Source organism: Streptomyces sp. JN8, from assembly GCF_055808075.1.
Genome location: NZ_CM147852.1, coordinates 5381541 through 5406120 on the forward strand (window position 1 = coordinate 5381541; position 24580 = coordinate 5406120).

Genomic DNA, 24580 nt, shown 5'->3' on the forward strand with positions numbered 1-24580 from the left:
TTTCGTCATGACGAACACCGTCAAGACCGTCAACCACTGGATCGGTGGCAAGACCGTCGAGGGCACGTCGGGCAACTGGGGCCCGGTCACCGACCCGGCCACCGGCGCCGTGACCACCAAGGTCGCGCTCGCCTCCGTCGAGGAGGTGGACGCCGCCGTCGCCGCCGCCAAGGACGCCTGGGCGACCTGGGGCACCTCCTCGCTCGCCCAGCGCACCACCGTCCTCTTCGCGTTCCGCGCGCTCCTCGACGCCAACCGCGACGCCATCGCCGAGCTGATCGTCGCCGAGCACGGCAAGGTCCACTCCGACGCGCTCGGCGAGGTCGCCCGCGGCCTGGAGATCGTCGACCTCGCCTGCGGCATCACCACCCAGCTCAAGGGCGAGCTCTCCACCCAGGTGTCGAACCGGGTGGACGTGGCGTCCATCCGCCAGCCCGTCGGCGTCGTCGCCGGCATCACGCCCTTCAACTTCCCGGCCATGGTGCCGATGTGGATGTTCCCGATCGCCATCGCGACCGGCAACACCTTCATCCTCAAGCCGAGCGAGAAGGACCCCTCGCCGTCCCTCAAGATCGCCGAGCTGCTCGCCGAGGCGGGCCTCCCGGACGGCGTCTTCAACGTCCTGCACGGCGACAAGGTGGCCGTGGACCGCCTCCTGGAGCACCCGGACGTCGCCGCGATCTCCTTCGTCGGCTCGACCCCGATCGCCCGGCACATCCACACCACCGCCTCCGCCAACGGCAAGCGCGTCCAGGCCCTCGGCGGCGCCAAGAACCACATGCTGGTCCTCCCCGACGCCGACCTCGACGCCGCCGCCGACGCGGCCGTCTCGGCGGCCTACGGCTCCGCCGGCGAGCGCTGCATGGCCATCTCGGCCGTCGTGGCCGTCGGCTCCATCGGCGACGAGCTGGTCCAGAAGATCCGCGAGCGCGCCGAGAAGATCAAGATCGGCCCCGGCACCGACCCCACGTCCGAGATGGGCCCCCTCATCACGGCCGTCCACCGCGACAAGGTTGCCTCGTACGTCCACGGCGCGGCGGACGAGGGCTGCGAGGTCGTCCTCGACGGCACCGGCTACACCGTCGAGGGCCACGAGGACGGGCACTGGATCGGGCTCTCCCTCCTGGACCGCGTGCCCACCACGGCCAAGGCCTACCAGGACGAGATCTTCGGCCCGGTGCTCTGCGTGCTGCGCGCCGACACGTACGAGGAGGGCCTCGCCCTCATCAACGCCTCCCCGTTCGGCAACGGCACCGCGATCTTCACCCGCGACGGCGGCGCCGCCCGCCGCTTCCAGCTGGAGGTCGAGGCCGGCATGGTCGGCGTGAACGTGCCGATCCCGGTGCCGGTGGGCTACCACTCCTTCGGCGGCTGGAAGGACTCGCTCTTCGGCGACCACCACATCTACGGCAACGACGGCGTGCACTTCTACACCCGCGGCAAGGTCGTCACCACCCGCTGGCCGGACCCGTCCGACGCCCCGGCGGGCGTGGACCTGGGCTTCCCGCGCAACCACTGACGCGGTCGGTCCGCGCCGACGGCCCCCGGGGTGCCGACACCACACCCCGGGGGCCGTCGGGGTCCCACGCGGCCGCCGCCCTTCCCCCGCCCCCGGCTCAGCGTGCGTCCGGGAAGGTCCAGCCGCGCATCGCGAACACCCCCTCGTCCACCGCGCCCGCAGCCCGGTACGTCGCGAGCGCGGGGTCGTTGTCCGTGTCCACGCCCACCCACGCCCCCCGGCAGCCCCGCTCTCCCGCCTCCGCCAGCAGCGCCTCCGTCAGGGCCCGCCCCACCCCCCGCCTCCGGTGGCCCTCGTCCACGGAGAGCTCGTACAGGCACATCTCGGCGCCCTTGTCCGGGTGCAGCATCTCGATCCCGGAGACGAAGCCGACCGGGAAGCCGTCCGCGCCGTCGTCGGCGTAGGCGATCAGCATCAGATGCCCCGGCGCCGCCAGGAAGCGCGCCGCCCAGTCCTCCCGGGGCGGGTCGTCGTACAGGTGCCCCGCCGCCAGCAGCTCCGCCACCGTGGCCGCCCGCCGGATCTCCATGCCGCTCTCCGTGTGCTCGTGTGCCCGCGCGGCCGCGTACCGCGCCTGCTGTACGCGGACCGTACTGCGTACGACCGGAGGAGGTGCGCCGTTTCCGCCTCCGGACAGCCGTGCCGCACAGGCGGTCCGCTTAGGCTCGACACCATGCGACTCCGACTTCCCCGGTGGGCCGCGGTCACCGCCGTCCTCGCCGTCCTCGCGGGTGCCGGCACCTGGACCGCCGTCGCCTCGGACGATCCGCCGCCCGTGCACCGGGCGGACCGGATGCTCGACCTCGACGGCACCCGCATCGACACCTCGTACTTCACCGGCGACGCCGACGGGCGCCGGCCGGCCGTCCTCCTCGGCCACGGCTTCGGCGGGTCCAAGGACGACGTGCGCGCCCAGGCCGAGCAGCTCGCCCGCGACGGCTACGCCGTGCTGACCTGGTCCGCACGCGGCTTCGGCGCCTCCGCCGGGCAGATCGGACTCAACGACCCCGACCACGAGGTCAAGGACGCCCGGAAGCTGGTCGACTGGCTCGCCACCCGGCCCGAGGTCCTCCTCGACGGACCGGGCGACCCGCGCGTCGGCGTCACCGGCGCCTCCTACGGCGGGGCGATCTCCCTGCTGGCCGCCGGGTACGACGGACGCGTCGACGCCATCGCCCCCCAGATCACCTACTGGAACCTGGCCGACGCCCTCTTCCCGAACGGCGTCTTCAAGAAGCTATGGGCCGGGATCTTCTTCTCCGCGGGCGACCGGCCCGGAGTCCTGGACGGGGCGGGGACCGCCACCACCGGTGAACCCCCCGCCGAGCGGCCGGCCACCGGGCGGTCCGGATCCGGGACGTCCGCCTCCGGGGAGACCGCGGCCGGAAAGGCCGCGCCCGGGAAGTCCGGGGCCTGCGGCCGGTTCACCCCCGAGCTCTGCTCCCTCTACGAGCGGGTCGCCGTCGCCGGGAAGCCCGACGCCGCGGCGCGCGCCCTCCTCGAAGCCCGCAGCCCCTCCGCCGTCGGCGCGAGGATCAAGGTGCCTGCCCTCCTGGTCCAGGGACAGTCCGACTCGCTCTTCACCCTGGCCCAGTCCGACGCCATGGCCCGGACCCTCGCCGCCAACGGCGCACCCGTCGCCGTCGACTGGATCTCCGGCGGCCACGACGGCGGCGACCGGGAGACCGACCGCGTCGAGCGGCGCATCAGCACCTGGTTCGACCGCTGGCTGAAGAAGGACGCCTCCGCCGACACCGGCCCGGCCTTCCGCGTCAGCCGGACCGGCGGCGTCGACTCCACCGACGGGCGGGCCACCCTGCGCGCCGCGACCGCCGACCGCTACCCGGGCCTCACCGCCGGCACCGCCGGCGTCCCGCTCGCCGGTGCGGCGCAGACCTTCGCGAACCCGCCCGGCGCCGCACCGCCCGCCGTCTCCGCCGTCCCCGGCCTCGGCGGCGGGGTCGCCGGACTCTCCTCCCTCGGGGTCGGCCTCTCCCTCGACTTCCCCGGCCAGCACGCCCGGTTCGACGCGAAGCCGCAGGCCGAGGCCCTCCGCATCACCGGCACGCCGACCGTCCGGGTCAAGGTCGCGTCCACCGCCGCCGACGGTTCCGCCGTCCTCTTCGCCAAGGTGTACGACGTCGGGCCTGACGGCCGGCAGCAGGTGCTGCCCGCCCAGCTCGTCGCCCCCGTCCGCGTCGACGGCGCCCGGGCCGGCAGGAGCGTGACGCTCACCCTGCCCGCGATCGACCACGAGGTGGAGGCCGGGCACCGGCTCCGGCTCGTCGTCGCCGCCACCGACCTCGGCTACGCCTCGCCGGCCGCCCCCGCCGCCTACACGGTCGCCGTCGAGGGCCCGCTCACCGTGCCCGTCGCGACCGGCCTCGACACCCAGGCCGCCGCCCTGCCCTGGTGGGTCTGGGGGCTGCCGCTGCTCGGCCTCGCCGCCGCCGCGGCGCTGCTCCTGACCGCCCGCCGCCGCACCGCCGCCCCCGCGCCCGACTCCGGGCTCGCCGCCGTGCCGCTCCAGATCACCGGGCTGTCCAAGAAGTACCGGGGCGGCGACCGGTACAGCGTCAAGGACCTCACGTTCCGCGTCGAGCAGGGGCAGGTCCTCGGCCTCCTCGGGCCGAACGGCGCGGGGAAGACCACCACCCTGCGCATGCTGATGGGCCTGATCACCCCCGACGAGGGCGAGATCCGGGTCTTCGGCCAGGCCATCCGGCCCGGCGCCCCGGTCCTCTCCCGCGTCGGCTCGTTCGTCGAGGGCGCCGGCTTCCTGCCGCACCTCGACGGCCGGGAGAACCTGGACCTGTACTGGAAGGCCACCGGCCGTCCCGCCGAGGACGCCCATGTCGACGAGGCCCTGCGCATCGCCAACCTGGGCAACGCCCTCGACCGCGCCGTCCGCACCTACTCGCAGGGCATGCGGCAGCGCCTCGCCCTCGCCCAGGCCATGCTCGGCCTGCCGGACCTGCTGATCCTGGACGAGCCCACCAACGGACTCGACCCGCCGCAGATCCGCGAGATGCGCGAGGTGATGATCCGGTACGCGGCCGGCGGCCGCACCGTCATCGTCTCCAGCCACCTCCTCGCCGAGGTCGAGCAGTCCTGCACCCACCTCGTCGTCATGGACCGGGGACAGCTCGTCCAGGCCGGTCCGGTCGCCGAGATCACCGGCTCCGGGGACACCCTGCTCGTGACCCTCGGGGAGTCCGTCCCCGACGCCCTCGTCGAGAAGGTCGGCGCCCTGGCGGGCGTCGCCTCCGCGACCCGGACGGAGGGCGGGATCCTGGTCCGCCTCGACACCCTCGACCCGACCGCCCTCATCGGCGAACTGGTCGCCCTGGACGTGCCGCTGACCGGTGTCGGACCGCACCGGCGCCTCGAGGACGCGTTCCTGACCCTGATCGGAGGAGGAGCCGCATGAGCCCGCTGCCCGACACCACCACGGCTCCCGCCGCCCCCGCCGCACCGGTGGACGCCGCCGCCCCCGGCTACCGCGCCGGACGCACCCTGCCGCTGCGCGTCGAGGCCCTGCGCCAGTGGAAGCGCCGCCGCACCATGATCATGGGCGGCATCCTGGTCGCCCTGCCGTTCGTCCTGCTGATCGCCTTCGCGATCGGCGGCGACCAGGACCGCGGCGGCAGCGGCCGCATCACCCTGATGGACACGGCGACCGCCTCCGGCGCCAACTTCGCGGCGACCAGCCTCTTCGTCTCGGCCGGATTCCTCCTCGTCATCCCCGTGGCGCTGTTCTGCGGGGACACCGTCGCCTCCGAGGCGAGCTGGTCCTCCCTGCGGTACCTGCTGGCCGCGCCGGTGCCCCGGTCCCGGCTCCTGGCCTCCAAGCTGGCGGTCGCCCTCGCCTACAGCGCGGCCGCGATGGTCCTCCTGCCGCTCGTCGCCCTGGCCGTGGGCACCGTCGCCTACGGCTGGGGGCCGCTCCAGCTGCCCACCGGCGGCGCGGTGCCCGCCGGGGACGCGGTGCTCCGCCTCGGGATCGCGGTCGCCTTCGTCTTCGCCTCCCAACTGGTCACCGCGGGACTCGCCTTCTGGCTCTCCACCCGCACCGACGCCCCGCTCGGCGCGGTCGGCGGAGCCGTCGGCCTGACCATCGTCGGCAACGTCCTGGACGCCGTCACGGCACTCGGCGACTGGCGCGACTACCTGCCCGCGCACTGGCAGTTCGCCTGGATCGACGCGCTCCAGCCGCAGCTGGAGTGGGGCGGCATGATCAAGGGGACGGCGATCTCCTTGACGTACGCCCTCGTCCTCTTCGCCCTGGCCTTCCGCGGCTTCGCCCGCAAGGACATCGTGTCGTAGGCCCCCGCCGGTCGTCCCGGCCGGGGCCCGGGGGTCTCCTCACAGCCACCCCCTTCGAGCCGCTTCCGCACCCGCGCGGAAGCGGCTCGTCGTGCCCAGGGCCGCCATCAGCTCGCCCACCCGCCGGCTGTAGGTCCGCGCGGACATGCCGAGCCGGGTCGCCGCCGTCTCGTCCGTCACCCCCGACAGCAGGGCGTCCAGGACCGGCCGCAGCTGAGGGGGCAGGTCGCCGCACGGCCGCCGCGGGGGCGGCGGCGCGTACGTCAGCTCCTCGGCCGTGTTCCAGCAGTGGTGGTGCGCCCGCGCCAGCGCCTGCACCACCACCGGATCGCGGATCAGCAGCAGTCCGTTGTAGAGCAGCTCCAGGTCGAGCGGGATCGCGGCCACCGTGCGGTCGACGACGATCATCTTGAACGGGATGGTCTCCGCGAGGCGGGCCCGCCCGGGGATCCGCAGCTCGCCCTCGATGCACGGCCGCGCGTGCCGCGGCACGATCCGCCGCACCTCGGCCGCCCGCTCCGCCGCCGCCCGCATGCACGCGCCCGCCAGCTCCAGGAACGGCTCGGGGATCGCGCAGCCCGCGGAGGCGACCGGGTCGTCGAAGGTGAGCAACTCGTACCGGGTGGAGGCGGCCAGCCCGGCGAGCGCCGCGCTGATGCGCCGCGCACCCCGGACCGGGCGCCCCGCGGGCCGCTGTCCCTCGGTCGCGGCCCGGTTCATCGCCGAGCGGGCGAGCATCACGGAGCCCGCGCTGCTCTCTGCCACCGCTGACCACCCCCGCCCGATCGATGTCCACTCCATGTACGCATGTGACTGCACACGGTGACAACCCCTGTTGAGAAGGATGGCGAATCCATGCCACAGGTTGCCCCGGCGTACGCCGTTGCCGCATCGAGATACATCCGCAACTCCTTCGACGGCTCCCAGCGGGCCCGGCGTTCGTCACATTCACAAGTGGTCCACCAAGAGGGGGAGATGACATGGAACGACAGGGCAAGACGTCGGCCGGCCGCGGCGGGGCCCGGTTCTCGGCCACCGTCGCCGCTCTGCTCGCGGCCGGGCTCGCCGCCGGCGGCTGCGGCGCCGGCGGCGAGCGGAGCAGCGCCGACCACGCGACGGGCGAGAAGGCGCGGACCGCACCGGCCGCGCCCACCGCCCCGGGCGGGGGAGCGGGCACGGCGAACCCCGAGGGCGCCGAGGGGTCCGCGCGGGACGGACGCCCCTCCGCCGCGCCCGCCCCCGACTACCTGTCCACGTTCGCCCTGGACGTGGACACCGCCTCGTACGGCTACGCCCGCCGCACCCTCGCCGAGGGGCGGCTGCCTGACCCGGCGACCGTGCGCCCCGAGGAGTTCGTCAACAGCTTCCGCCCCGACTACCCCCGTCCGGAGGACAACGGGTTCAGCGTGACCCTCGACGGCGCGCGCGCCGGGCAGGACGGCTGGTCGCTCGTCCGGGTCGGCCTCGCCACGCGCGCGGCGGACCGGCGCGGCGAACGCCCGCCCGCCGCCCTCACCTTCGTCGTCGACGTCTCCGGCTCGATGGCCGAGCCGGGCCGGCTCGACCTGGTCAAGGAGTCGCTGGGGCTGCTCGCCGACGAGCTCCGCGACGACGACTCGATCGGCCTCGTCGCCTTCAGCGACGAGGCCGAGACCCGGCTGCCGCTGACCCGGGTGGGCGACGCCCGCGGGCGCATCCGCGACGCGGTGGACGCCCTCGCGACGAGCTCCTCCACCAATGTCGAGGCGGGGGTCCGCACCGGCTACGACGTGGCCGTCGCGGGTCACCGCGAGGGTGCCACCAACCGGGTCGTGCTGCTCTCCGACGCCCTCGCCAACACCGGGGCCACCGAGGCCGGCACGATCCTGGAGCGCATCGAGGCGGAGCGGAAGCGGTACGGGATCACCCTCTTCGGCGTCGGCGTGGGCAGCGACTACGGCGACGCGTTCATGGAGCAGCTCGCCGACCGCGGCGACGGCCAGACGACGTACGTCTCCGACACGGCACAGGCCCGCAAGGTCTTCGTCGACCAGCTGCCCGCCCATGTGGAGCTGCGCGCCCGGGACGCCAAGGCGCAGGTCGCCTTCGACCGGCGGACCGTGGAGCGGTTCCGGCTGATCGGCTACGAGAACCGGGCGGTCGCGGACGAGGACTTCCGCGACGACCGGGTCGACGGCGGCGAGGTCGGCGCCGGGCACACGGTCACCGCCCTGTACGCGGTGCGGACGCGGCCCGGGGCGACCGGCCCGGTGGCCACCGCCACCGTCCGGTGGCTCGACCCGGCCACGCGCGCGCCCCACGAGCGCTCCGGCTCGGTCGGTACGGCCGCCCTCACCGGCGACATCTGGGGAGGCGGCCACGACAGCCTGCAACTGACGGCGATCACCGCCTACTTCGCGGACGCGCTGCGCGGCGGGGAGCTGCCGGGCGCCCCGGGTCTCGCGGCGCTCGCGGAGCGCGCCGAGTCGATCGCCGGCAGGTCGGGGTCGGCGGTGGTGCGCGAGCTGGCCGCGGCCGTCCGACAGGCGAACGGCCTGCGCGGACCGGGCGAAGAGCCTTCCGGCGAGGGAGAGTTGAAGGCGGGTGACCCGTACAGCTGACACCCGGGGCGGGCGGCGGGTGAGAATGGCCGCATGGCCTCCCTGCTGCTCGCCCTCGCCGTCGGATGCACCGGCCTCTACGCCGGTTTCATGCTGATCTTCCAGACCGGGATCATGCCCGCGCTCGCCCGTCTGACGGACGCCGAGTTCGTGACGGCGATGCGCCGGATCAACGAAGCCGTCCCGCGGGCCGTCTTCATGACCGTCTTCCTCGGGGTGCTCGCCTTCCCCGTCGCCGCCTTCCTCGTCCCGGTCGACGGGCGGACGGACACCCAGAGGTGGCTGGTGCTCGGAGGGCTGGTGTGCGCGGCCCTCAACCACGCGGTCACCGTCGGCGGCAACGTCCCGCTGAACAACGCGCTGGCCGCCTCGGAGGCGACGGGCGACGAACCGTCCGCCGTGCGGGCCGCGTTCGAGCGGCGCTGGAACGGCCTCCACCGCGTCCGCACGCTCCTGATCACCGTCGCGTTCGGCCTGCTGACCGCCGCGGCCGTCGTCTAGGAGACCCCTCGGAGTCCCTTCCGCGCCCGCCGGGCGGCCCTCACGGCCGGGTCCGGCGGCCCGCCCCGCGACGGCGCGGCCGCGGAACCGTACCCGGTGGACGGTTTCTGGCGCGAACTCGTGCGTGTGGGCCTCTTCGACATCCGCAAGGATCCCGCGAAAGCGTACCCCCGAGTCCGGAAACAGCCTTCGAGGGTGTGTCGGTCTGCGCCAGTGACGAAAATCTTACGGCCTTATACCACCCCAAAGGGGGTGAATCACCCCGATATCCCGGGTTGGCTTTCCGTACCCTCCGGTTTCTTATTGACATGCCTACGGGGGTCTTTTCTAATCATCGAGAGTCATCCCGCGCGCTGACACCGCACAGGCATGGAGGGGGCAAGGTGGACGTCCGGATTCTGGGGGGACTGTCGGTACGTGAGCACGGGGTGTCGATCACCCCGACAGCCGCCGCGCCCCGGCAGCTCCTCGCCCTGCTCACGGCCAGCGCCGACCAGGTCGTCCCCGTGACGGTGCTCACCGAGGAACTGTGGCCGTCCGGCGCCCCGCGCGGCGCCCGGACCGAACTGCAGTCCCACATAGCCGAGTTGCGCACCCTCATCACGGCCGCGCTGCGCGGGGCCGCCCCGGCGGAGCCCGGCCCCGGCTGGTCCGACCGGCGCACCGCCGACGCGATCCTCGTCTCCCAGCCCGGCGGCTACCGGCTCGACACCGGTGGCGGCACCAACGACGTCCGGCAGTTCGAGCGCGCGGCCGGCGCCGGATACCGCGCCATGGAGGCCGGCGACCTCTCCCGCGCCGCCCTCCGCCTCGGCGAGGCACTCGCCCTGTGGCGCGGCGAACCCTACGCGGGCGTCGCCGCCGGCCCCCGCCTCCGCCGGGAGATCGAACGCCTGGAGACGTCCCGCCTCAGCGTCCTCGACCAGTGGGTGGAGGCCCAGCTGGGACTCGGCCGGCACGCCGAACTCGTCTCCGAACTCTCCGGGCTCGTCGCCCGCTACCGCACCAACGAGCCCCTCCACGCCCACTACATGGTGGCCCTGCTGCGCTGCGGCCAGTACGACGAGGCCCTCACCGTGTACGAGCGACTGCGCGCCGCCCTCAAGGGGGAGAGCGGCATGGAGCCCTCGGCCCGGCTGCGCCGGCTCCAGCGCTCCGTCCTCGCCGTCCGCGACACCGCGGTCCGCCCCCTCTACGCGCCCCGCGTCCCGGCCCGGTTCGGCCCCGCCCGGCCCCGGCTCGTACCGGCGGGATCCGTGGGCTGACCGCGCGGCGCGGCCCCCGACGCGGCCGCGCCACCGACACGACAGCTCCCGGAGGACGACCGGCCCGACCACCCGGACGCCTCCCCGGAGCCTTCACCGGGAACCAACCGCGGCAACCCGTCGTTGACCGCTTCCCGGAGCCGAATTACGTTTCGGCGAGCAGTGCGGGTTTCCTCCCAGGTGCCCGATTTCGCTGGACTACGGGGGACGAGGCCATGACGTTGGACCGCGCGGACGGAACCGGCGGTGCCGACGCACTGCTCTCCGTCCTCGAACTGCTGGCCCTGAAGGCCCCGCCCGCCCGCTTCACCGGCCTCCTCGACGAGGCCAGGCTCACCGGACTCGCCGGAGCGGACCTCGACCGCCTCGAACGGGCCGTCGCCCTCGCCGCCGAGATCGACACCGGCCGCGAGCAGGAGGAGCGCCGCGAGGCCGAACTCGCCACCCTCACCGACACCGCACGCGACCTCACCCTCTCGTACGACCTCGACAGCCTGCTGCGCGTGATCACCCGCCGCGCCCGCCGCCTCCTCGGCCTCGACCTCGCGTACGTCACCCTCCGCGGCCCGCACGGATCCTGCTACGTCCACACCACCGAGGGCTCCCGCACCGGCCAGACCGGCGGACCGCGGATCGCCCCCGGACTGCGGATCGCAGAGGGCCACGGACTCGACGGAGCCGTCCAGTCCCGCGGCGAGGCCGTCTGGACGGCCGACTACCTCGCCGACGAGCGGTTCGCCCTCTCCGGCTTCCTCGACACCGGGATCCCCGCCCCCGCCTTCGACGAGGCCGCCGAAGCGGCCCTCCGCGCCGAGGGCCTGCACGCGATCATGGCCGCGCCGCTGCGCAGCGGCGACACGGTGATCGGCGCCCTGCACGGCGCCGACCGGCGGGTCCGTCAGCACACCGCCGAGGAGATCGGGCTCCTCACCGCCCTCGCCGACCTCGCCGCCCTCGCCGTGGAGAAGGCCGGACTCCTGGACCGGACGCGGGCCGAGGTCTCCGAACTCGAACGGGACAGCTCCCGGATCCGCACCAGCCTCACCCGGATGCGGCACGTCAGCGAGGCCCACGGCCGGATCATGAACCTCGTCCTCGCCGGCGGCGACCTGGGCAGCGTGGCCAAGGCCGCCGCCGACGCCCTCGACGCCACCGTGATGATCCGCGACCAGGGCGGCCGCTGCCTCGCCACCGCCGGCGACCTGCCCGGACTCGTCGAGGAGGCCGTCGCCAAGGCCTCCCTCGACGCGCACGCCCGCCGCCGCCCGGTCCTCGCCGACGACGACACCTGGGTCGCCCCCGTCATCGCCGGCTCCGAGGACCTCGGCGGCCTCGTCATCCGCGCCGCCGGCGGCCTCACCGGAGAGGACGAGCGGCTCCTCGAACTCGCCGCCCAGTCCGTCGCCTTCCTCCTCCTCATGCGCCGCTCCACCGCCGTCGCCGAGGGACCGGTACGCGACGAACTCCTCGACGACCTCATCGCCGACCCGCCGCACGCCCCCCAGCAGATCGCCCAGCGGGCCCGCCGCCTCGGCGTCGACCTGCGCAGACCGCACGTCCTCGTGCTCGCCCGCCCGGAGGGCGGCGAACAGGGCAGGGCCGTGGTGTGGGCGTCCTCGTACGCGTACCGGCTCAGCGGGCTGAAGACCGTGCAGGGCGGCTGCATCGTGCTGCTGCTCCCGGGCATCGACGCGTCCGCCGCCGCCCGGGCCGTCGCCGACGAACTGTCCCCGCTGCTCGGCCACCCCGTCTCCGTCGCCGCCGCCGGACCCGGCGAGAGCCCGGACGGCGTCGCCCGGATGCACCAGGAGGCCGGCCGCTGCCTGGACGCGATGAGCGCCCTCGGCGGCACCGGATCGGCGGCGTCCGTGCAGGACCTGGGCTTCCTCGGACTGCTCCTCTCCGACGACAACGACGTCGACGGCTTCGTCGAGGCGGCGATCGGACCCGTCCTCGACTACGACGCCGAGCGGTTCACCGACCTCACCCACACCCTGGAGGCGTACTTCGCCTCCGGCGGCAGCCCGACCAACGCCGCCGAGGCGCTCCACGTCCACCCCAACACGGTCTCGCGCCGGCTGGAGCGGATCGGCGAACTCCTCGGCCCCGAGTGGCAGAAGCCCGGACAGGTCCTGGAGGTCCAGCTGGCGCTGCGCCTCCAGCGCACCCGGGAGGTGCTGGCCAAGAGCCGCGGGCCGGCGGACCCGACCCGGCAGCCCGGCCCGCCGGAGCGCACCGGCTGACGCCCCGCCGCGGGCCGCTCAGCTCGCGGTCCGCGCCGTACGTCCCGATCCGTAGCCGGAGCGGTAGGACCCCTCCCAGTCGGTGGCCGCCATCACCGTCGCCGCGTGGGCCGCCGACGCCAGCGTGATGTGCCGGTGCCAGCCCCGGAACGACCGGCCCACGAAGTCCCGCAGTCCGGCCCCCTCGCCGACCTCCACGAAGTCCCGCTCCACCCGGCGGGCCAGCTTCGTCAGCCGCAGCAGGGAGCCGACCGGCGAACCGGTCAGATCGCTGATCCACACCCGGGCCGGGGGCCGCCGCGGGTCGTCCCACTCGCCCAGCAGCACCAGCGGACGCATCCGCTCGCCGCCCGGCGCGGGCAGCGCCACCCGGACCGCCGTGGCCAGCGAGGTCCGCGAGGTCCGCGCACCGGCCACCGTGTCCACCCAGCTCACCGGCCGGCGCAGCCCCTTGAGCGACTCCAGGATCTGCAGGGCCGACAGCGGACCGGCACCGAAGCCCGGCAGCGCCCGGTCGGCGATCGCCAGCCGGGAACCCGGACCGATCCGCGCCACCACCGGCACCCCCGCCCCGGCGAGCCGGGTGAGGGCCGCCCGCCCCGCGCCGCCCCGGATGTCGAGCAGCACCGGCTTGCGGGTCACGTCCGGCCAGCGGGCCGTGTCGAGCGCGGCCGCGACGGCGCACTCCTCCAGGGTCTCCTCGCCCGCCTCCTGCGGAACCTCCGCGCGGTCCCGCCGCGTCCGGTCGTTCACCCACGGATCCGGCAGGAACAGACGCCAGTTGACGGGCACGCTCAGCTCGTCGCTCGCGAACCACACGCCGAACGCCTGCTGGCCGTGGAAGACCTGCCCGCGCTCCGGGTCGAACCGCCGGTCCACCCCGACCGAGTGCTCCCCGGCCTTCGGTATCGGCATCGGCCGCACCACCCAGGCCTGCGGGCAGCTGTTCCGCTCCAGGTGCCGGGCGAGGGCCGCCCGCATCGGCTGCCAGTCCCAGGTGGAGCTGGACACGAAGTGGTGCAGGCTCTGCTCGGCGGCGGGCCCGCCGATCTGCGCGGCGATGTTCCGGATCGACTTGCGGCCCTGCGCCGTGAGCAGACCGTGCAGGTACTGCTCGGCCTTCAGCCGCTGGTCCCGGCGCGGGAATCCGGAGAACAGCGCGGCACACAGCTCGGCGTAGACGTCCTCGCGCGAGCCGGCCGGGCCGGCGGGCCTGACGACGTCCAGGGGAACGGCCGGCGGAACAGCACCGGTGACGGCCCTGCGCTTGGTTGCGACGGATGTACTCACGACACTCCTGCCCGAAGGTTGCGCAGCTCCCTCCCGCTGCTCCACCACCGTCGCCCGGGACCGGCCCCCGCGACGAGGTGTACCCGGCACCCGAATCGGCCGCCGGATGGTGGCCGGACCACCCCTCGTCGTGTCGTCGCAGGTCGGAGGCGCCGCCGGCCGGTTCTCCGGGGGCCCCGCCGAGCCTCCACCGGACCCTCGGCCGGCCCTCCGGGATACCCCGTGGGGGATCTGACAGACTCTCCGGCCCCGCTTTGACCCGTCGCAGGGCGTGGCCGGACCATCGCAGAGCGAGGCTGCACGGGCCGGACCCCGGTTAATGCCCCAGGCCGGGGGCCGTGCCTGTGCGCCTCGCCTTGATCCGCCGCCGTAGGCTTGCCGCCATGGGCCTGCGCGCGGAACTGCCGGTCGTCGGGGTGGTGGCCGCCGGCGGCGCCCTCGGCGCATCCGCCCGCTACGGCGCGGAACTCCTCGCGCCCACCCCCGAAGGCGCCTTCCCCTGGACCACGCTCACGGTCAACGTGGCGGGCTGCGCCGTGCTCGGCGTCCTCATGGTCCTGCTCACGGAGCGGCCCACGGAGTGGTCCTCCGCGCCCCCGCACCCGCTCCTCCGGCCGTTCCTCGGCACCGGGTTCTGCGGCGGGTTCACCACCTTCTCCACCTACGCCCTCCAGACGGAGCGGCTGCTCGACGGCGGCGACCCGACCCGCGGCCTGCTCTACCTGGGCGGCACCCTGGTCACCGCGCTCGCCGCCGTCTGGGCCGGGGTCGCCGTCACCAGGGCCGCCGTACGCGCCGGGACGGGGCGGGCGTGAACTGGCTCCTCGTCGTCGCCGGAGCCGCCGTCGGCGCGCCCCTGCGCTACCTCACGGACCGCGCGGCCCGCGCCCGCCTCGGCCCCGCCTTCCCGTGGGGCACCCTCGCGGTCAACACCGCCGGCTCGTTCCTCCTCGGCCTGCTCACCGGGGTGGCGTCGGCCCAGGTCCACCTGCTGCTCGGCACCGGCCTGTGCGGGGCGCTCACGACGTACTCGACGTTCTCCTACGAGACGCTGAAGCTGTACGAGGGCGGGACGCGGGGGCGCGCGGTGCTGAACGTCGCCGCGAGCCTGGCCGCCGGACTCGGCGCCGTGTGGCTGGGAGTCCGGGCGGCCGGGCCGCTGTGACCCGGGGCGGCTGGGTGGGGGTCAGGCGGTGATCCAGTCGCTGGTCGCGATCACCGGCTGCACGCCGTCGCGGTGGACGGTGCCCTCGATCAGGCCGTACATCCGGTCTGCGGCGAAGTAGACCTCGTTGTCGTTCTTGAGGCCGAAGGGCTCCAGATCGACCAGGAAGTGGTGCTTGTTCGGCAGGTTGAGCCGCACCTCGTTGACCGTGGAGACGTTGTCCAGGACCCGGTCGGCCATCGCGTGCAGCGTCTGCTGGAGGGAGTAGCTGTACGTCTCCGCGAACGCCTCCAGCATGTGACGGCGCACCTTCTGGTACGAGCGGTCCCAGTCGTGCTCCTCGTCCGCGGCCGCCGGGGCCGAGTTCGCCCAGCGCGCGGTGACCTTGGTGGCGAGGATCCGGTCGTAGGCCTCCTGGAGCGTCGTGTACTCGTCCTTGATGAAGCCGTGGAACTCGGAGTTCGTCGAGTTCATGACCGTGAGGTCCTTGAGGCCGGAGATGACCTGGAGACCGGTGTTCGCCGAGTAGGTGATCTGCGCGGTGCGGACCTCCTGGCCCTTGCGGGCGAAGGAGTGCTGCTCCTTGCGGGTGGGGACGGAGATCCGCTCCCAGGCGTACTCCTCCACCCGGATCTGCGCCTCGTGGATCACCGCCTGGGAGGTCACGAAGTGCTTGGCCAGGAGGATGCCGAAGGCCTCGGGGGAGGCCACGCCGTGCTCCTTGGCGAAGGCGTAGACCGTGTTCTTGGTGGTGTCCGTCGGCAGGCAGTTGCCGTTGTCCCCGGTCAGGTGGACGTCGCGGTACTCACCGCGCAGCGCCACCGACACGTTCAGGTCGCGGATCTCGTGCCACGCGCCGTCGTTGCCCTTGCGGGTCACGGCCACGATGCGGTTCTCGGCCTTGCCGTACTGGTTCTGCGCCAGGACGTGCTTGCTCATGTGCTGCTCAGCTCCTGCGGGTACGTGGATACGGATATCCCGTACGCCCGGCGTCCAGCGTCCCCGTCGTCCCCGAGGGTTCCGCTCCCCGCCGTCCGGCCCGTGAACGGCGGACCGCCCCGGGACTGACGAGCATCCCGGTCCGTAGGTGTCGCTCGAAGATATGTCCCCTTCCGGCCACTGGCAATGGGTGGGCGCCGAACCCGGCGGGGACCCGCGGGCCGTGGGCCACGTCACCCGGCCGTACGGGACGCGTCAAGACGGCCGGGGGCGGCGTTAGGGGCCCGTCAACGGGGGCCGCGGGGCCCGGGGGGAGAGGTTTCCTCGTCTCGTCCGAGAATCCGTTCTTCCTTCTTCCTGCATCCGGGAGCTCACGATGGCCGACGTGGCCTTCGTCGTCACCACGATCGCGGTCTTCGCGCTGGTGGCCTTCATCGCCAAGGGGGTGGCCAAGCCGTGAGTGCCGAGAACATCGTCGGCCTGCTCGTGGCCGCCGCCCTGCTGGGCTATCTCGTCCTCGCCCTCGTCAAGCCCGAGAGGTTCTGAGAACAGATGAGTCCCGTTCTTGCCGGAGTGCTCCAGCTCCTGGCGTTGGTCGTCGCCCTGGGCCTGTCGTACCGGCCGCTGGGCGACCACATGGCGAAGGTGTACTCCTCGGAGCGGCACCTGCGGCCGGAGAAGTGGATCTACCAGGCGATCGGCGCGAACCCGTCGGTCGAGATGCGCTGGCCGGCGTATCTGCGCGGGGTGCTGGCCTTCTCCGCGGTGAGCGTCCTCTTCCTGTACCTGCTCCAGCGGGTCCAGGGCTCGCTGCCGGGCTCGCTCGGCTTCGTGTCGATCGACCCCGACCAGGCGTTCAACACGGCCGCCTCGTTCGTGGCGAACACGAACTGGCAGTCCTACTACGGCGAGCAGGCCATGGGCCACGTCGTCCAGACCGGCGGCCTCGCCGTGCAGAACTTCGTGTCGGCGGCCGTCGGCATCGCGGTCGCGGTCGCCCTGGTCCGCGGCTTCGCCCGGTCCCGTACCGGTGAGCTGGGCAACTTCTGGGCAGACCTGGTCCGGGGCGTCGTCCGCGTCCTGCTGCCCATCTCGGTGGTCGGCGCGCTGATCCTGGTGGCCTGCGGCGCCATCCAGAACTTCGCCGGCATCCACGAGGTGGGCCAGTTCACGGGCGGGACGCAGCAGTGGAACGGCGGGGCGGTGGCCTCGCAGGAGGTCATCAAGGAGCTGGGCACGAACGGCGGCGGCTACTTCAACGCCAACTCGGCCCACCCCTTCGAGAACCCCAACGGCCTCTCCAACCTCTTCGAGGTCTACCTCATCCTGGTCATCCCCTTCGCCCTGACCCGCACCTTCGGCCGGATGGTCGGCTCGCTGAAGCAGGGGTACGCGATCCTCGGCACGATGGCCGCGATCTGGGTCGGCTTCACCGCGCTGATGATGTGGACCGAGTTCGCCCACCACGGCCCCGCCTTCGACCTCGCCGGCGGCGCCATGGAGGGCAAGGAGACCCGCTTCGGCGTCGCCGGCTCGTCGATCTTCGCGGTCGCCACCACGCTGACCTCCACGGGAGCCGTGAACTCCTTCCACTCCTCGTACACCGGCTTCGGCGGCGGCATCACGATGCTCGGCATGCAGCTGGGCGAGATCGCGCCCGGCGGCGTCGGCTCGGGCCTCTACGGCATGCTGATCATGGCGGTCATCGCCGTGTTCATCGCCGGCCTGATGGTCGGCCGCACCCCGGAGTACCTGGGCAAGAAGATCGGCACCCGCCAGATCACCTACGCGGCCTGCTACATCCTCGTCACCCCCGCGCTCGTCCTCGGCTTCACCGCGGTGGCCATGGCACTGGACACCCCGGCGCAGTCCATGACGAACTCCGGCGCGCACGGCTTCTCCGAGATCCTCTACGCCTACACCTCGGGCGCGAACAACAACGGCTCGGCCTTCGCCGGACTCAACGCCGACACCCAGTGGTTCAACACGACCATCGGCATCGCGATGCTGCTCGGCCGGTTCCTGCCCATGGTCTTCGTCCTCGCGCTCGCGGGTTCGCTCGCCGAGCAGACGCCCGTGCCGGAGACGGCGGGCACGCTGCGGACCGAGAAGCCGCTGTTCACGGGCCTGCTGGTCGGCACCATCATGATCATCACCGGTCTCACCTACTTCCCCGCCCTCGCGCTGGGACCGCTCGCCGAAGGGCTCGCAGCATGAGCACCATCACTCCCACCCGGCCCCCGCAGTCCGGGGCGCCCGGCGGCCCGCAGGCCGAGGCCGGACGCGTCGGCGGCGGCCTGTTCGACGCCAGGCAGCTGATCGCGTCCCTCCCCGACGCGCTCCGCAAGCTCGACCCGCGCGTGATGATCAAGTCACCGGTGATGTTCGTGGTGCTGGTCGGATCCGTGGTCACCACGGTCCTCGCGGTCCAGGACCCGGGGGACTGGTTCGGCTGGGCGATCACCGCCTGGCTGTGGCTGACGACGATCTTCGCCAACCTGGCGGAGGCGGTCGCCGAGGGCCGCGGCAAGGCGCAGGCCGACACCCTGCGCAAGGCCAAGACCGACACGGTCGCCCGCCGGATCACCAAGACCGGCGAGGAGCAGGTGCCCGGCACCGACCTGACGATCGGCGACCTGGTCGTCTGCGAGGCGGGCGACGTCATCCCCGGCGACGGTGACGTCGTCGAGGGCGTCGCCTCGGTGGACGAGTCCGCGATCACCGGCGAGTCGGCCCCCGTGATCCGCGAGTCCGGTGGCGACCGGTGCGCGGTGACGGGCGGCACGAAGGTGCTGTCCGACCGGATCGTCGTGAAGATCACGACGAAGCCCGGCGAGACCTTCATCGACCGGATGATCAGCCTGGTGGAGGGCGCGGCCCGGCAGAAGACGCCGAACGAGATCGCCCTCAACATCCTGCTCGCCTCGCTGACCATCGTCTTCCTCCTCGCCGTCGTCACCCTGAAGCCGTTCGCGATCTACGCGGGCGCCGACGAGCAGACCTCGCTCATCGTCCTGACGGCCCTGCTGGTCTGCCTGATCCCGACCACGATCGGGGCACTGCTCTCCGCGATCGGCATCGCGGGCATGGACCGGCTCGTGCAGCGCAACGTCCTCGCGATGTCCGGCCGGGCGGTCGAGGCCGCCGGTGACGTGTCGACGCTGCTGCTCGACAAGACCGGCACCATCACCCTGGGCAACCGGCAGGCCTCGGAGTTCGTCCCCGTGAAGGGGACGACGGAGGCCGAGGTCGCCGACGCCGCCCAGCTCTCCTCGCTGGCGGACGAGACGCCCGAGGGCCGCTCGATCGTGGTCCTCGCGAAGGAGAGGTACGGCCTGCGCGAGCGTCACCAGGGCGAACTGGCCGGTGCCGCATGGATCGAGTTCACCGCCCAGACCCGCATGTCGGGTGTCGACGCGGACGGACGCAGGGTGCGCAAGGGCGCGACCAGCTCGGTCGTGGCGTGGGTGAAGGAGCGGGGCGGCCGGGTCGCGCCGGACGCCCAGGAGCTCACCGACCGGATCTCCCAGGCCGGCGGCACCCCGCTGCTGGTGGCCGTGGAGGACGACAGGGGGGCGCGTGTCCTCGGCGTCATCCACCTGAAGGACGTCGTGAAGGAGGGCATGCGGGAGCGGTTCGAGGAGCTGCGCCGCATGGGCATCCGTACGGTCATGATCACGGGCGACAACCCGCTGACCGCGAAGGCCATCGCCGAGGAGGCGGGGGTCGACGACTTCCTCGCCGAGGCCACCCCCGAGGACAAGATGGCCCTCATCAAGCGGGAGCAGGCGGGCGGCAAGCTCGTCGCGATGACCGGTGACGGCACCAACGACGCCCCCGCGCTCGCGCAGGCCGACGTCGGTGTCGCGATGAACACGGGCACGTCGGCCGCGAAGGAGGCCGGCAACATGGTCGACCTCGACTCGAACCCGACCAAGCTCATCGAGATCGTCGAGATCGGCAAGCAACTCCTGATCACCCGGGGTGCGTTGACGACCTTCTCGATCGCCAACGACGTCGCCAAGTACTTCGCGATCATCCCCGCGATGTTCGCCGTCGCCTATCCGTCGCTGGACAGGCTGAACATCATGGGCCTGGCCTCGCCCGAGTCCGCGATCCTCTCCGCCGTGATCTTCAACGCGCTGATCATCGTCGCCCTCGTCCCGCTCGCCCTCAAGGGCGTCCGCTACCGGCCCTCCAGTGCCGACTCGATGCTCCGGCGCAACCTCGGGATCTACGGACTCGGCGGCCTGATCGCCCCGTTCGTCGGCATCAAGATCATCGACCTCCTCCTCTCCCTCATCCCCGGAATCGGCTGACCACGATGAACAACTCCGCAGCGAACACCGGCCGCGTGCTCTGGGCCGGCCTGCGCGCCCTCCTCGTCCTCACCGTGATCTGCGGCGTGGTCTACCCGCTCGCCGTCACCGGGATCGCCCAGGTCGCCTTCCCCGGGAAGGCGAACGGGTCCGAGATCACGAGCGAGGGGAAGGTCGTCGGCTCCGCACTCATCGGCCAGACCTACGACCTCCCGCTCAAGGAGGGCGAGGAGACGGCGGCCCCGGACCTGAGGTGGTTCCAGCCCCGCCCGTCCAACGGCCTGGGCGCCAACAGCGTCAACACCCGGTACTCGATCATCCTCTCCGGCGCCACGAACCGCTCCGGCGACAACGAGGAGCTGATCCGGTGGGTGACGGACGCCAAGGCGGCCGTCGTCAAGGACAACTCGACGGCCGACCACACGGTCAGGCCCTCCGACGTCCCCGCCGACGCCGTCACCTCCTCCGGCTCCGGCCTCGACCCGCACATCTCCCCGGAGTACGCGAAGCTCCAGGTCCACCGGGTAGCCGAGAAGAACGACCTCCCCGTCGCCCGGGTCGACAAGCTCGTCGCCGACCACACCGACGACCGCATCCTCGGCTTCATCGGCGAACCCCGCGTCAACGTCCTCCAGCTCAACATCGCGCTCAGGCAGCTGGTGGCGGAGAAGGGGTGACCTGCCGGAGGCGCCTGGCCGTCAGGCCCCCGGCAGGACCCGGGTCTCCGCCGCGGGAAGCCCCTTGACCCACCAGTGGTCGTAGCGGCCGTAGACACGGCGGTCCCGGGCGGCGAGGAAGCCGTCGAGGGCCGCGGCCTCCTCCGCCAGCTCCGCCCAGACGCGGGCGGGCAGCGGACGGAAGGCCGAGACCTCGACGCCTTCCCCGACCGGACGCCAGACCCCGGCCACGTACCCGTCGACGAGCACCGTCGGCAGCGTGTCGCCGTTCACCCGGATCACCCGCGCGCGGTACTCGGGCGGGATGACCCGGCCGCGGTCCGCGTAGGCCAGCAGGACGCTGTCCCACATCGCCATCAGGCGGGGCGGCGCCGGGACGTCCTCGTCCGGCCGGGGCGCGCCGGGCACGTCGTGGAGCACCGTCCCGCCCGGCCCCTCCTCCTGCTCCAGCCCGTCCTCCAGCAGCCGCACCGCCTCGCGCACCCGCCCCCGCGGGGCCTGCGTGAACTGCGCCATGTCCGCAAGGGACGCCGGACCGAAGCCCTCCAGATAGCGCCGGAGCAGCACCGCGAGACCGGCCGCCGAGGCCTCCGGATCGCCCAGCACCGGCAGCGGCGCCTCGGCCGTCACGAACGACTGGGCCGTGCCGAACGACCACGGCGGCCCCGTCGGCGCGTGCCACAGCGGCGCGTACTGCCGGATCATCCGCCACACGACGGCCTCCACCGGCCCGCCCCGCGCCGCCTCCAGGTGCGCCCGCAGCCGGGCCCCGGTCCGCGCCTCACCGGCGTACGCGAGGAGGCCGGGCAGCAGCCCGTCGGCGTCCTCGGCGGTGAACCCCGCCGCCTTGAACCGGGGGTCGTGCAGCCGCGACCCCCGCAGCGCCGGCTCCATGCCCTCCCGGAAGGCCCGGTAGTCCCCGGCGTGCACCAGGTGCAGCGTGAGCCGCATCAGGGTCGACCTGACCAACGCGAAGTCCGCCAGTGCCCTGTCGAGCGACTCCGGGTCGAAGCCGGCGACGCGGTTCCACAACGCCACGTAGGGCGAGCCCGGTTGCTGCGCCTGCACGGCCACCACCCGCCGCACGGCGTCCCCGACGCCGATCGGCGCCCGGTCGAGGAGGAGCTGCCGGGCGAGAGTGGAACGGTTGAGGGCGCGTGCGGTGATCACCATGGCGCGATTGTCCTCCCCGGTACCGACATCCGGGGGCGGAGCCGTGCGTTCACCGAGGGCTCGCCCCCGTGTCGCCCACCCGACGCCCACCGTTGTGGCCGGAATCGGACCATGAGGCGCCTCCACGGGCGACTTTCCAGGTGTTCAAAGGGAGTTCAGATGAATCCGCGCCTCCTGCGCCGGCCCGCCGCCGTCGTTCTGCCGCTGTCCGCCGCGCTCGCGCTGACGGCGGTCGTGGGGACGGCCGAGGCCGAGCCGGCGCGGCACGGCAGCTCCGCCGCCGCCCGGGTCGTCTCCACCTCGACCCTGCCGGACATCCCGCTGGCCGCCTTCAGCAACGCCCTGCTGCCCGGCACCGTCGACGACGACCGGGACGTCGACCTGGGCGGCATCGGCAGCGACCTGTACCCGGCCGAGCGGCCCGGCGAATACTGGACTGTCACCGACCGGGGCCCCAACGGCCAGATAGCGGTCGGCAAGGACAAGCGGCGCACGTTCCCCGTACCCGGCTTCGACCCGGCGATCGTCAAGGTCCGCGCGGTCGGCGACCGGATCCGGGTGCTGAAGTCCATCCCGCTGACCACGGCCTCCGGCGCGCCCGTCACGGGTCTCCCCAACCAGCCGGGCCGCGACGAGGCCCCGTACGACCACAGCGCCACGACCCCGCTCGCGTACGACCCGAACGGCCTCGACACCGAGGGCCTGGTCCGCGACCGCGACGGCGGCTTCTGGCTGGTCGACGAGTACGGTCCGTCCCTCGTGCACGTCTCCGCCGCGGGCCGGGTCCTGGCCCGCCACGTCCCCCGGGGCCTCGCCCTGACCGGCGCCGACTACCCGGTGGTCGAGTCGCTCCCGTCGGTCTTCCTCAAGCGCAAGATCAACCGAGGCTTCGAGGGGCTGGCCCTGTTGCCCGACGGCGACCTGGTGATGGCGCTGCAGAGCCCCCTGCTCCACCCCGACAAGGCGGCCGGCGAGGACTCCCGCACCACGCGCCTGCTGCGCTTCTCGCCCCGCAAGAACCGGGTCACGGCGGAGTACGCGTACCGCTTCGACCCGGTGGGCGTCGTGGAGCCCGGCCAGACGAAGACCTCGGAGCTGAAGATCTCCTCCGTCGTCGCCCTGGGCGGCGACCGGCTGCTGGTCCAGGAGCGCACGGACAAGGCCTCCCGACTCTACGAGGTACGGCTCCGTCGCGGCGCCGACATCCTCGGCTCCCGGTGGGACGGGACGGCGAGCCCGACCCTGGAGCAGCTGGACGACGAGGCGGCCGCCGACGCACCGATCCTGGAGAAGCGCCTGGTCGTCGACCTGAACACGGTCGCGGGCGTCCCCGGCAAGATCGAGGGGATCGCCGTGGAGGGCTCCTCGACCCTGGTCCTCCTCAACGACAACGACTTCGGGATGACGGACGGTCCCGGGGCCTTCGACGCGAACGGCCGTCTGGTCGACAGCGGAGTGGAGACCACCCTGGTCCGCGTCCGGCTGCCGCACCGGCTGCGCTGACCGACTGCGTCGACCGGCTGCGCTGACCGGCTGCGCTGACCGACTACCAGGCCGACCCGCGGCTGAGGGCATGCTGAAGGCATCTCCGGGGACGCGGGTGGGGCGCGCGGTCGCTCAGGCGGGCCGCGCGGACGTGAGGACGCCGATCTTGTCGATGCGGTGCTCGGGATTGTTCTGCGCGTCCCGCCAGTAGTTGCCCGCCGCGTTGTCCTCGGGCGTCGCGCAGGTGGAGAGGGTGATCATGGCCCGGGTGGGCTCCCGGCCCGGTTCGCCGGGCACGGCGGCCCGCTGCTCGGCCAGCGAACGGGCCGAGCGGAAGGACGTCGAGCGCGTCTCGACGATCTCGTACGTGTAGACGGTGCCGCCCGCGGTGACGTGCACGAGGTCCCCCTTCTCGACCGCGGGCAGCTCGCGCAGCGGTCCGCCCGCGGAGAGCCGGTGCGCGGTCACCAGGTAGTTGCCGACCTGCCCCGGCCCCACGCCGCCGCGCGCGCCGTGCGGACTCGCCGCCACACCGCGGTCCTGGATGACGGTGCCGGCGCGGTCGTCGGTGGTCCCCTCGTACGGCAGGACGTCCAGGTCCTCGACACCGATCGAGGGGATGGAGAGCTCGGCGGCGACGGGCCCGCGGGGCGAGGGGGGCGGCGGCGTCGCGGGCGTACCGGAGGGCGAGGGGGGAGCGGCGCCGACGGCGGCCGGCGCGGCGGGGCCGGGGGGCTTCGCCGGGAGGGGGGAGGGGGCCGGCGCGCCGGCCGCGGGCCGCGCCGGGTCGGGGGACGAGGTCGGCGCGGCGGACGGGGGCTGCGCCGGGTCGGGGGACGAGGTCGGCGGGGCGGACGGGGGCTGCGCCGGGTCGGGGGACGAGGTCGGCGGGGCGGACGGCGTCACCGGTCCGTGCGCCCCGGCCGGGGCACCGGCTCCGGTGTCGGCGCCGGTCGCGCACCCGGTCGCGGCGGTGAGGCCCGCGACGGCCGCGGCGACGGCGGCGACGAGACCGGAGCGAGGCCCTCGGCCTCTGCTCCGCCCCTTCCACGGGGACCCGCCACGTACGGCAGCCATG

General features: G+C 73.6%; 20 protein-coding genes. 14 read left to right on the forward strand and 6 right to left on the reverse strand.

The genetic code is table 11. The annotated features are described in order from the left end of the window. Positions 1–7 precede the first annotated feature (7 nt). The gene (mmsA, locus tag ACY0MR_RS23735; protein WP_388798603.1) at positions 8–1519 is read left to right on the forward strand and encodes a CoA-acylating methylmalonate-semialdehyde dehydrogenase; all 1512 of its coding nucleotides are present in this window, start codon (positions 8–10) and stop codon (positions 1517–1519) included. Between the two features lie 97 nt (positions 1520–1616). Here the strand turns inward: mmsA and ACY0MR_RS23740 are convergent, their stop codons facing one another. Next, entirely contained in the window at positions 1617–2048 is a 432-nt protein-coding gene (locus ACY0MR_RS23740) for a GNAT family N-acetyltransferase (protein WP_404082600.1), read from the reverse strand. A gap of 144 nt (positions 2049–2192) precedes the next feature. Between ACY0MR_RS23740 and ACY0MR_RS23745 the strand changes: the two genes are divergently transcribed. Beyond that, a complete protein-coding gene (locus ACY0MR_RS23745) occupies positions 2193–4949 on the forward strand; it encodes an alpha/beta fold hydrolase (protein WP_473555205.1) in 2757 nt (918 codons plus the stop codon). Beyond that, positions 4946–5845 (forward strand): ABC transporter permease, encoded by a 900-nt coding sequence (locus ACY0MR_RS23750; protein WP_388798612.1) that lies wholly within the window; start codon positions 4946–4948, stop codon positions 5843–5845. The genes ACY0MR_RS23745 and ACY0MR_RS23750 overlap by 4 nt, the downstream gene beginning before the upstream one ends. Before the next feature lie 39 nt (positions 5846–5884). Here the strand turns inward: ACY0MR_RS23750 and ACY0MR_RS23755 are convergent, their stop codons facing one another. Then, the gene (locus ACY0MR_RS23755) at positions 5885–6610 is read right to left on the reverse strand and encodes a helix-turn-helix transcriptional regulator (protein ID WP_388798615.1); all 726 of its coding nucleotides are present in this window, start codon (positions 6608–6610) and stop codon (positions 5885–5887) included. Between the two features lie 215 nt (positions 6611–6825). Between ACY0MR_RS23755 and ACY0MR_RS23760 the strand changes: the two genes are divergently transcribed. The 4 genes from ACY0MR_RS23760 to ACY0MR_RS23775 all read left to right on the forward strand — a co-directional run bounded on the left by ACY0MR_RS23760 (position 6826) and on the right by ACY0MR_RS23775 (position 12454). Beyond that, positions 6826–8445 carry a vWA domain-containing protein gene (locus ACY0MR_RS23760; RefSeq protein ID WP_473555208.1) on the forward strand — a complete coding sequence of 540 codons (1620 nt, stop codon included), beginning with the start codon at positions 6826–6828 and terminating at the stop codon, positions 8443–8445. Positions 8446–8478: 33 nt separating this feature from the next. Continuing rightward, positions 8479–8946: an anthrone oxygenase family protein gene (locus ACY0MR_RS23765; RefSeq protein WP_388798621.1), complete on the forward strand. Its 468-nt coding sequence runs from the start codon at positions 8479–8481 to the stop codon at positions 8944–8946. A 383-nt stretch (positions 8947–9329) separates the two neighbouring features. Beyond that, a complete protein-coding gene (locus tag ACY0MR_RS23770) occupies positions 9330–10211 on the forward strand; it encodes an AfsR/SARP family transcriptional regulator (RefSeq protein ID WP_361850709.1) in 882 nt (293 codons plus the stop codon). Positions 10212–10426: 215 nt separating this feature from the next. Beyond that, on the forward strand, positions 10427–12454 hold the full coding sequence (locus ACY0MR_RS23775) for a helix-turn-helix domain-containing protein (protein ID WP_388798624.1): 2028 nt from the start codon (positions 10427–10429) through the stop codon (positions 12452–12454). 18 nt (positions 12455–12472) lie between these two features. Here ACY0MR_RS23775 and ACY0MR_RS23780 read toward each other — a convergent pair whose 3' ends face one another. Further along, a complete protein-coding gene (locus tag ACY0MR_RS23780; RefSeq protein ID WP_388798627.1) occupies positions 12473–13744 on the reverse strand; it encodes an IS701 family transposase in 1272 nt (423 codons plus the stop codon). A 383-nt stretch (positions 13745–14127) separates the two neighbouring features. On the opposite strand from ACY0MR_RS23780, the gene crcB (ACY0MR_RS23785) reads away from it, so the two are divergent. Both crcB (ACY0MR_RS23785) and crcB (ACY0MR_RS23790) read left to right on the forward strand, forming a co-directional pair. Further along, positions 14128–14559 carry a fluoride efflux transporter CrcB gene (gene crcB / locus ACY0MR_RS23785; RefSeq protein WP_388798630.1) on the forward strand — a complete coding sequence of 144 codons (432 nt, stop codon included), beginning with the start codon at positions 14128–14130 and terminating at the stop codon, positions 14557–14559. Further along, entirely contained in the window at positions 14556–14909 is a 354-nt protein-coding gene (gene crcB, locus ACY0MR_RS23790; RefSeq protein WP_404082586.1) for a fluoride efflux transporter CrcB, read from the forward strand. Before crcB (ACY0MR_RS23785) ends, crcB (ACY0MR_RS23790) begins: the two co-directional genes overlap by 4 nt. A 21-nt stretch (positions 14910–14930) precedes the next feature. Here the strand turns inward: crcB (ACY0MR_RS23790) and pucL are convergent, their stop codons facing one another. Then, the gene (gene pucL, locus ACY0MR_RS23795) at positions 14931–15848 is read right to left on the reverse strand and encodes a factor-independent urate hydroxylase (RefSeq protein ID WP_361850697.1); all 918 of its coding nucleotides are present in this window, start codon (positions 15846–15848) and stop codon (positions 14931–14933) included. A gap of 456 nt (positions 15849–16304) precedes the next feature. Here pucL and kdpF point away from each other — a divergent pair, with 456 nt between their 5' ends. From kdpF to ACY0MR_RS23815, 4 genes are read left to right on the forward strand one after another with little or no spacing between them, the layout of a single operon-like run. Next, positions 16305–16394: a K(+)-transporting ATPase subunit F gene (gene kdpF, locus ACY0MR_RS23800; protein WP_033204243.1), complete on the forward strand. Its 90-nt coding sequence runs from the start codon at positions 16305–16307 to the stop codon at positions 16392–16394. A 6-nt stretch (positions 16395–16400) separates the two neighbouring features. Further along, a complete protein-coding gene (kdpA, locus tag ACY0MR_RS23805; protein WP_473555213.1) occupies positions 16401–18065 on the forward strand; it encodes a potassium-transporting ATPase subunit KdpA in 1665 nt (554 codons plus the stop codon). Continuing rightward, a complete protein-coding gene (gene kdpB, locus ACY0MR_RS23810; RefSeq protein ID WP_473555216.1) occupies positions 18062–20167 on the forward strand; it encodes a potassium-transporting ATPase subunit KdpB in 2106 nt (701 codons plus the stop codon). Before kdpA ends, kdpB begins: the two co-directional genes overlap by 4 nt. Positions 20168–20172: 5 nt before the next feature. Then, positions 20173–20844 carry a potassium-transporting ATPase subunit C gene (locus tag ACY0MR_RS23815; RefSeq protein WP_473555219.1) on the forward strand — a complete coding sequence of 224 codons (672 nt, stop codon included), beginning with the start codon at positions 20173–20175 and terminating at the stop codon, positions 20842–20844. A gap of 21 nt (positions 20845–20865) precedes the next feature. Here the strand turns inward: ACY0MR_RS23815 and ACY0MR_RS23820 are convergent, their stop codons facing one another. Next, a complete protein-coding gene (locus ACY0MR_RS23820) occupies positions 20866–22017 on the reverse strand; it encodes a winged helix DNA-binding domain-containing protein (RefSeq protein ID WP_388798645.1) in 1152 nt (383 codons plus the stop codon). 159 nt (positions 22018–22176) lie between these two features. On the opposite strand from ACY0MR_RS23820, the gene ACY0MR_RS23825 reads away from it, so the two are divergent. After that, positions 22177–23520 carry an esterase-like activity of phytase family protein gene (locus ACY0MR_RS23825; protein WP_473555221.1) on the forward strand — a complete coding sequence of 448 codons (1344 nt, stop codon included), beginning with the start codon at positions 22177–22179 and terminating at the stop codon, positions 23518–23520. A gap of 114 nt (positions 23521–23634) precedes the next feature. Here the strand turns inward: ACY0MR_RS23825 and ACY0MR_RS23830 are convergent, their stop codons facing one another. Beyond that, complete coding sequence (locus ACY0MR_RS23830; protein WP_473555224.1) at positions 23635–24579, reverse strand: class E sortase; 945 nt, start codon at positions 24577–24579, stop codon at positions 23635–23637. Position 24580 lies beyond the last annotated feature (1 nt).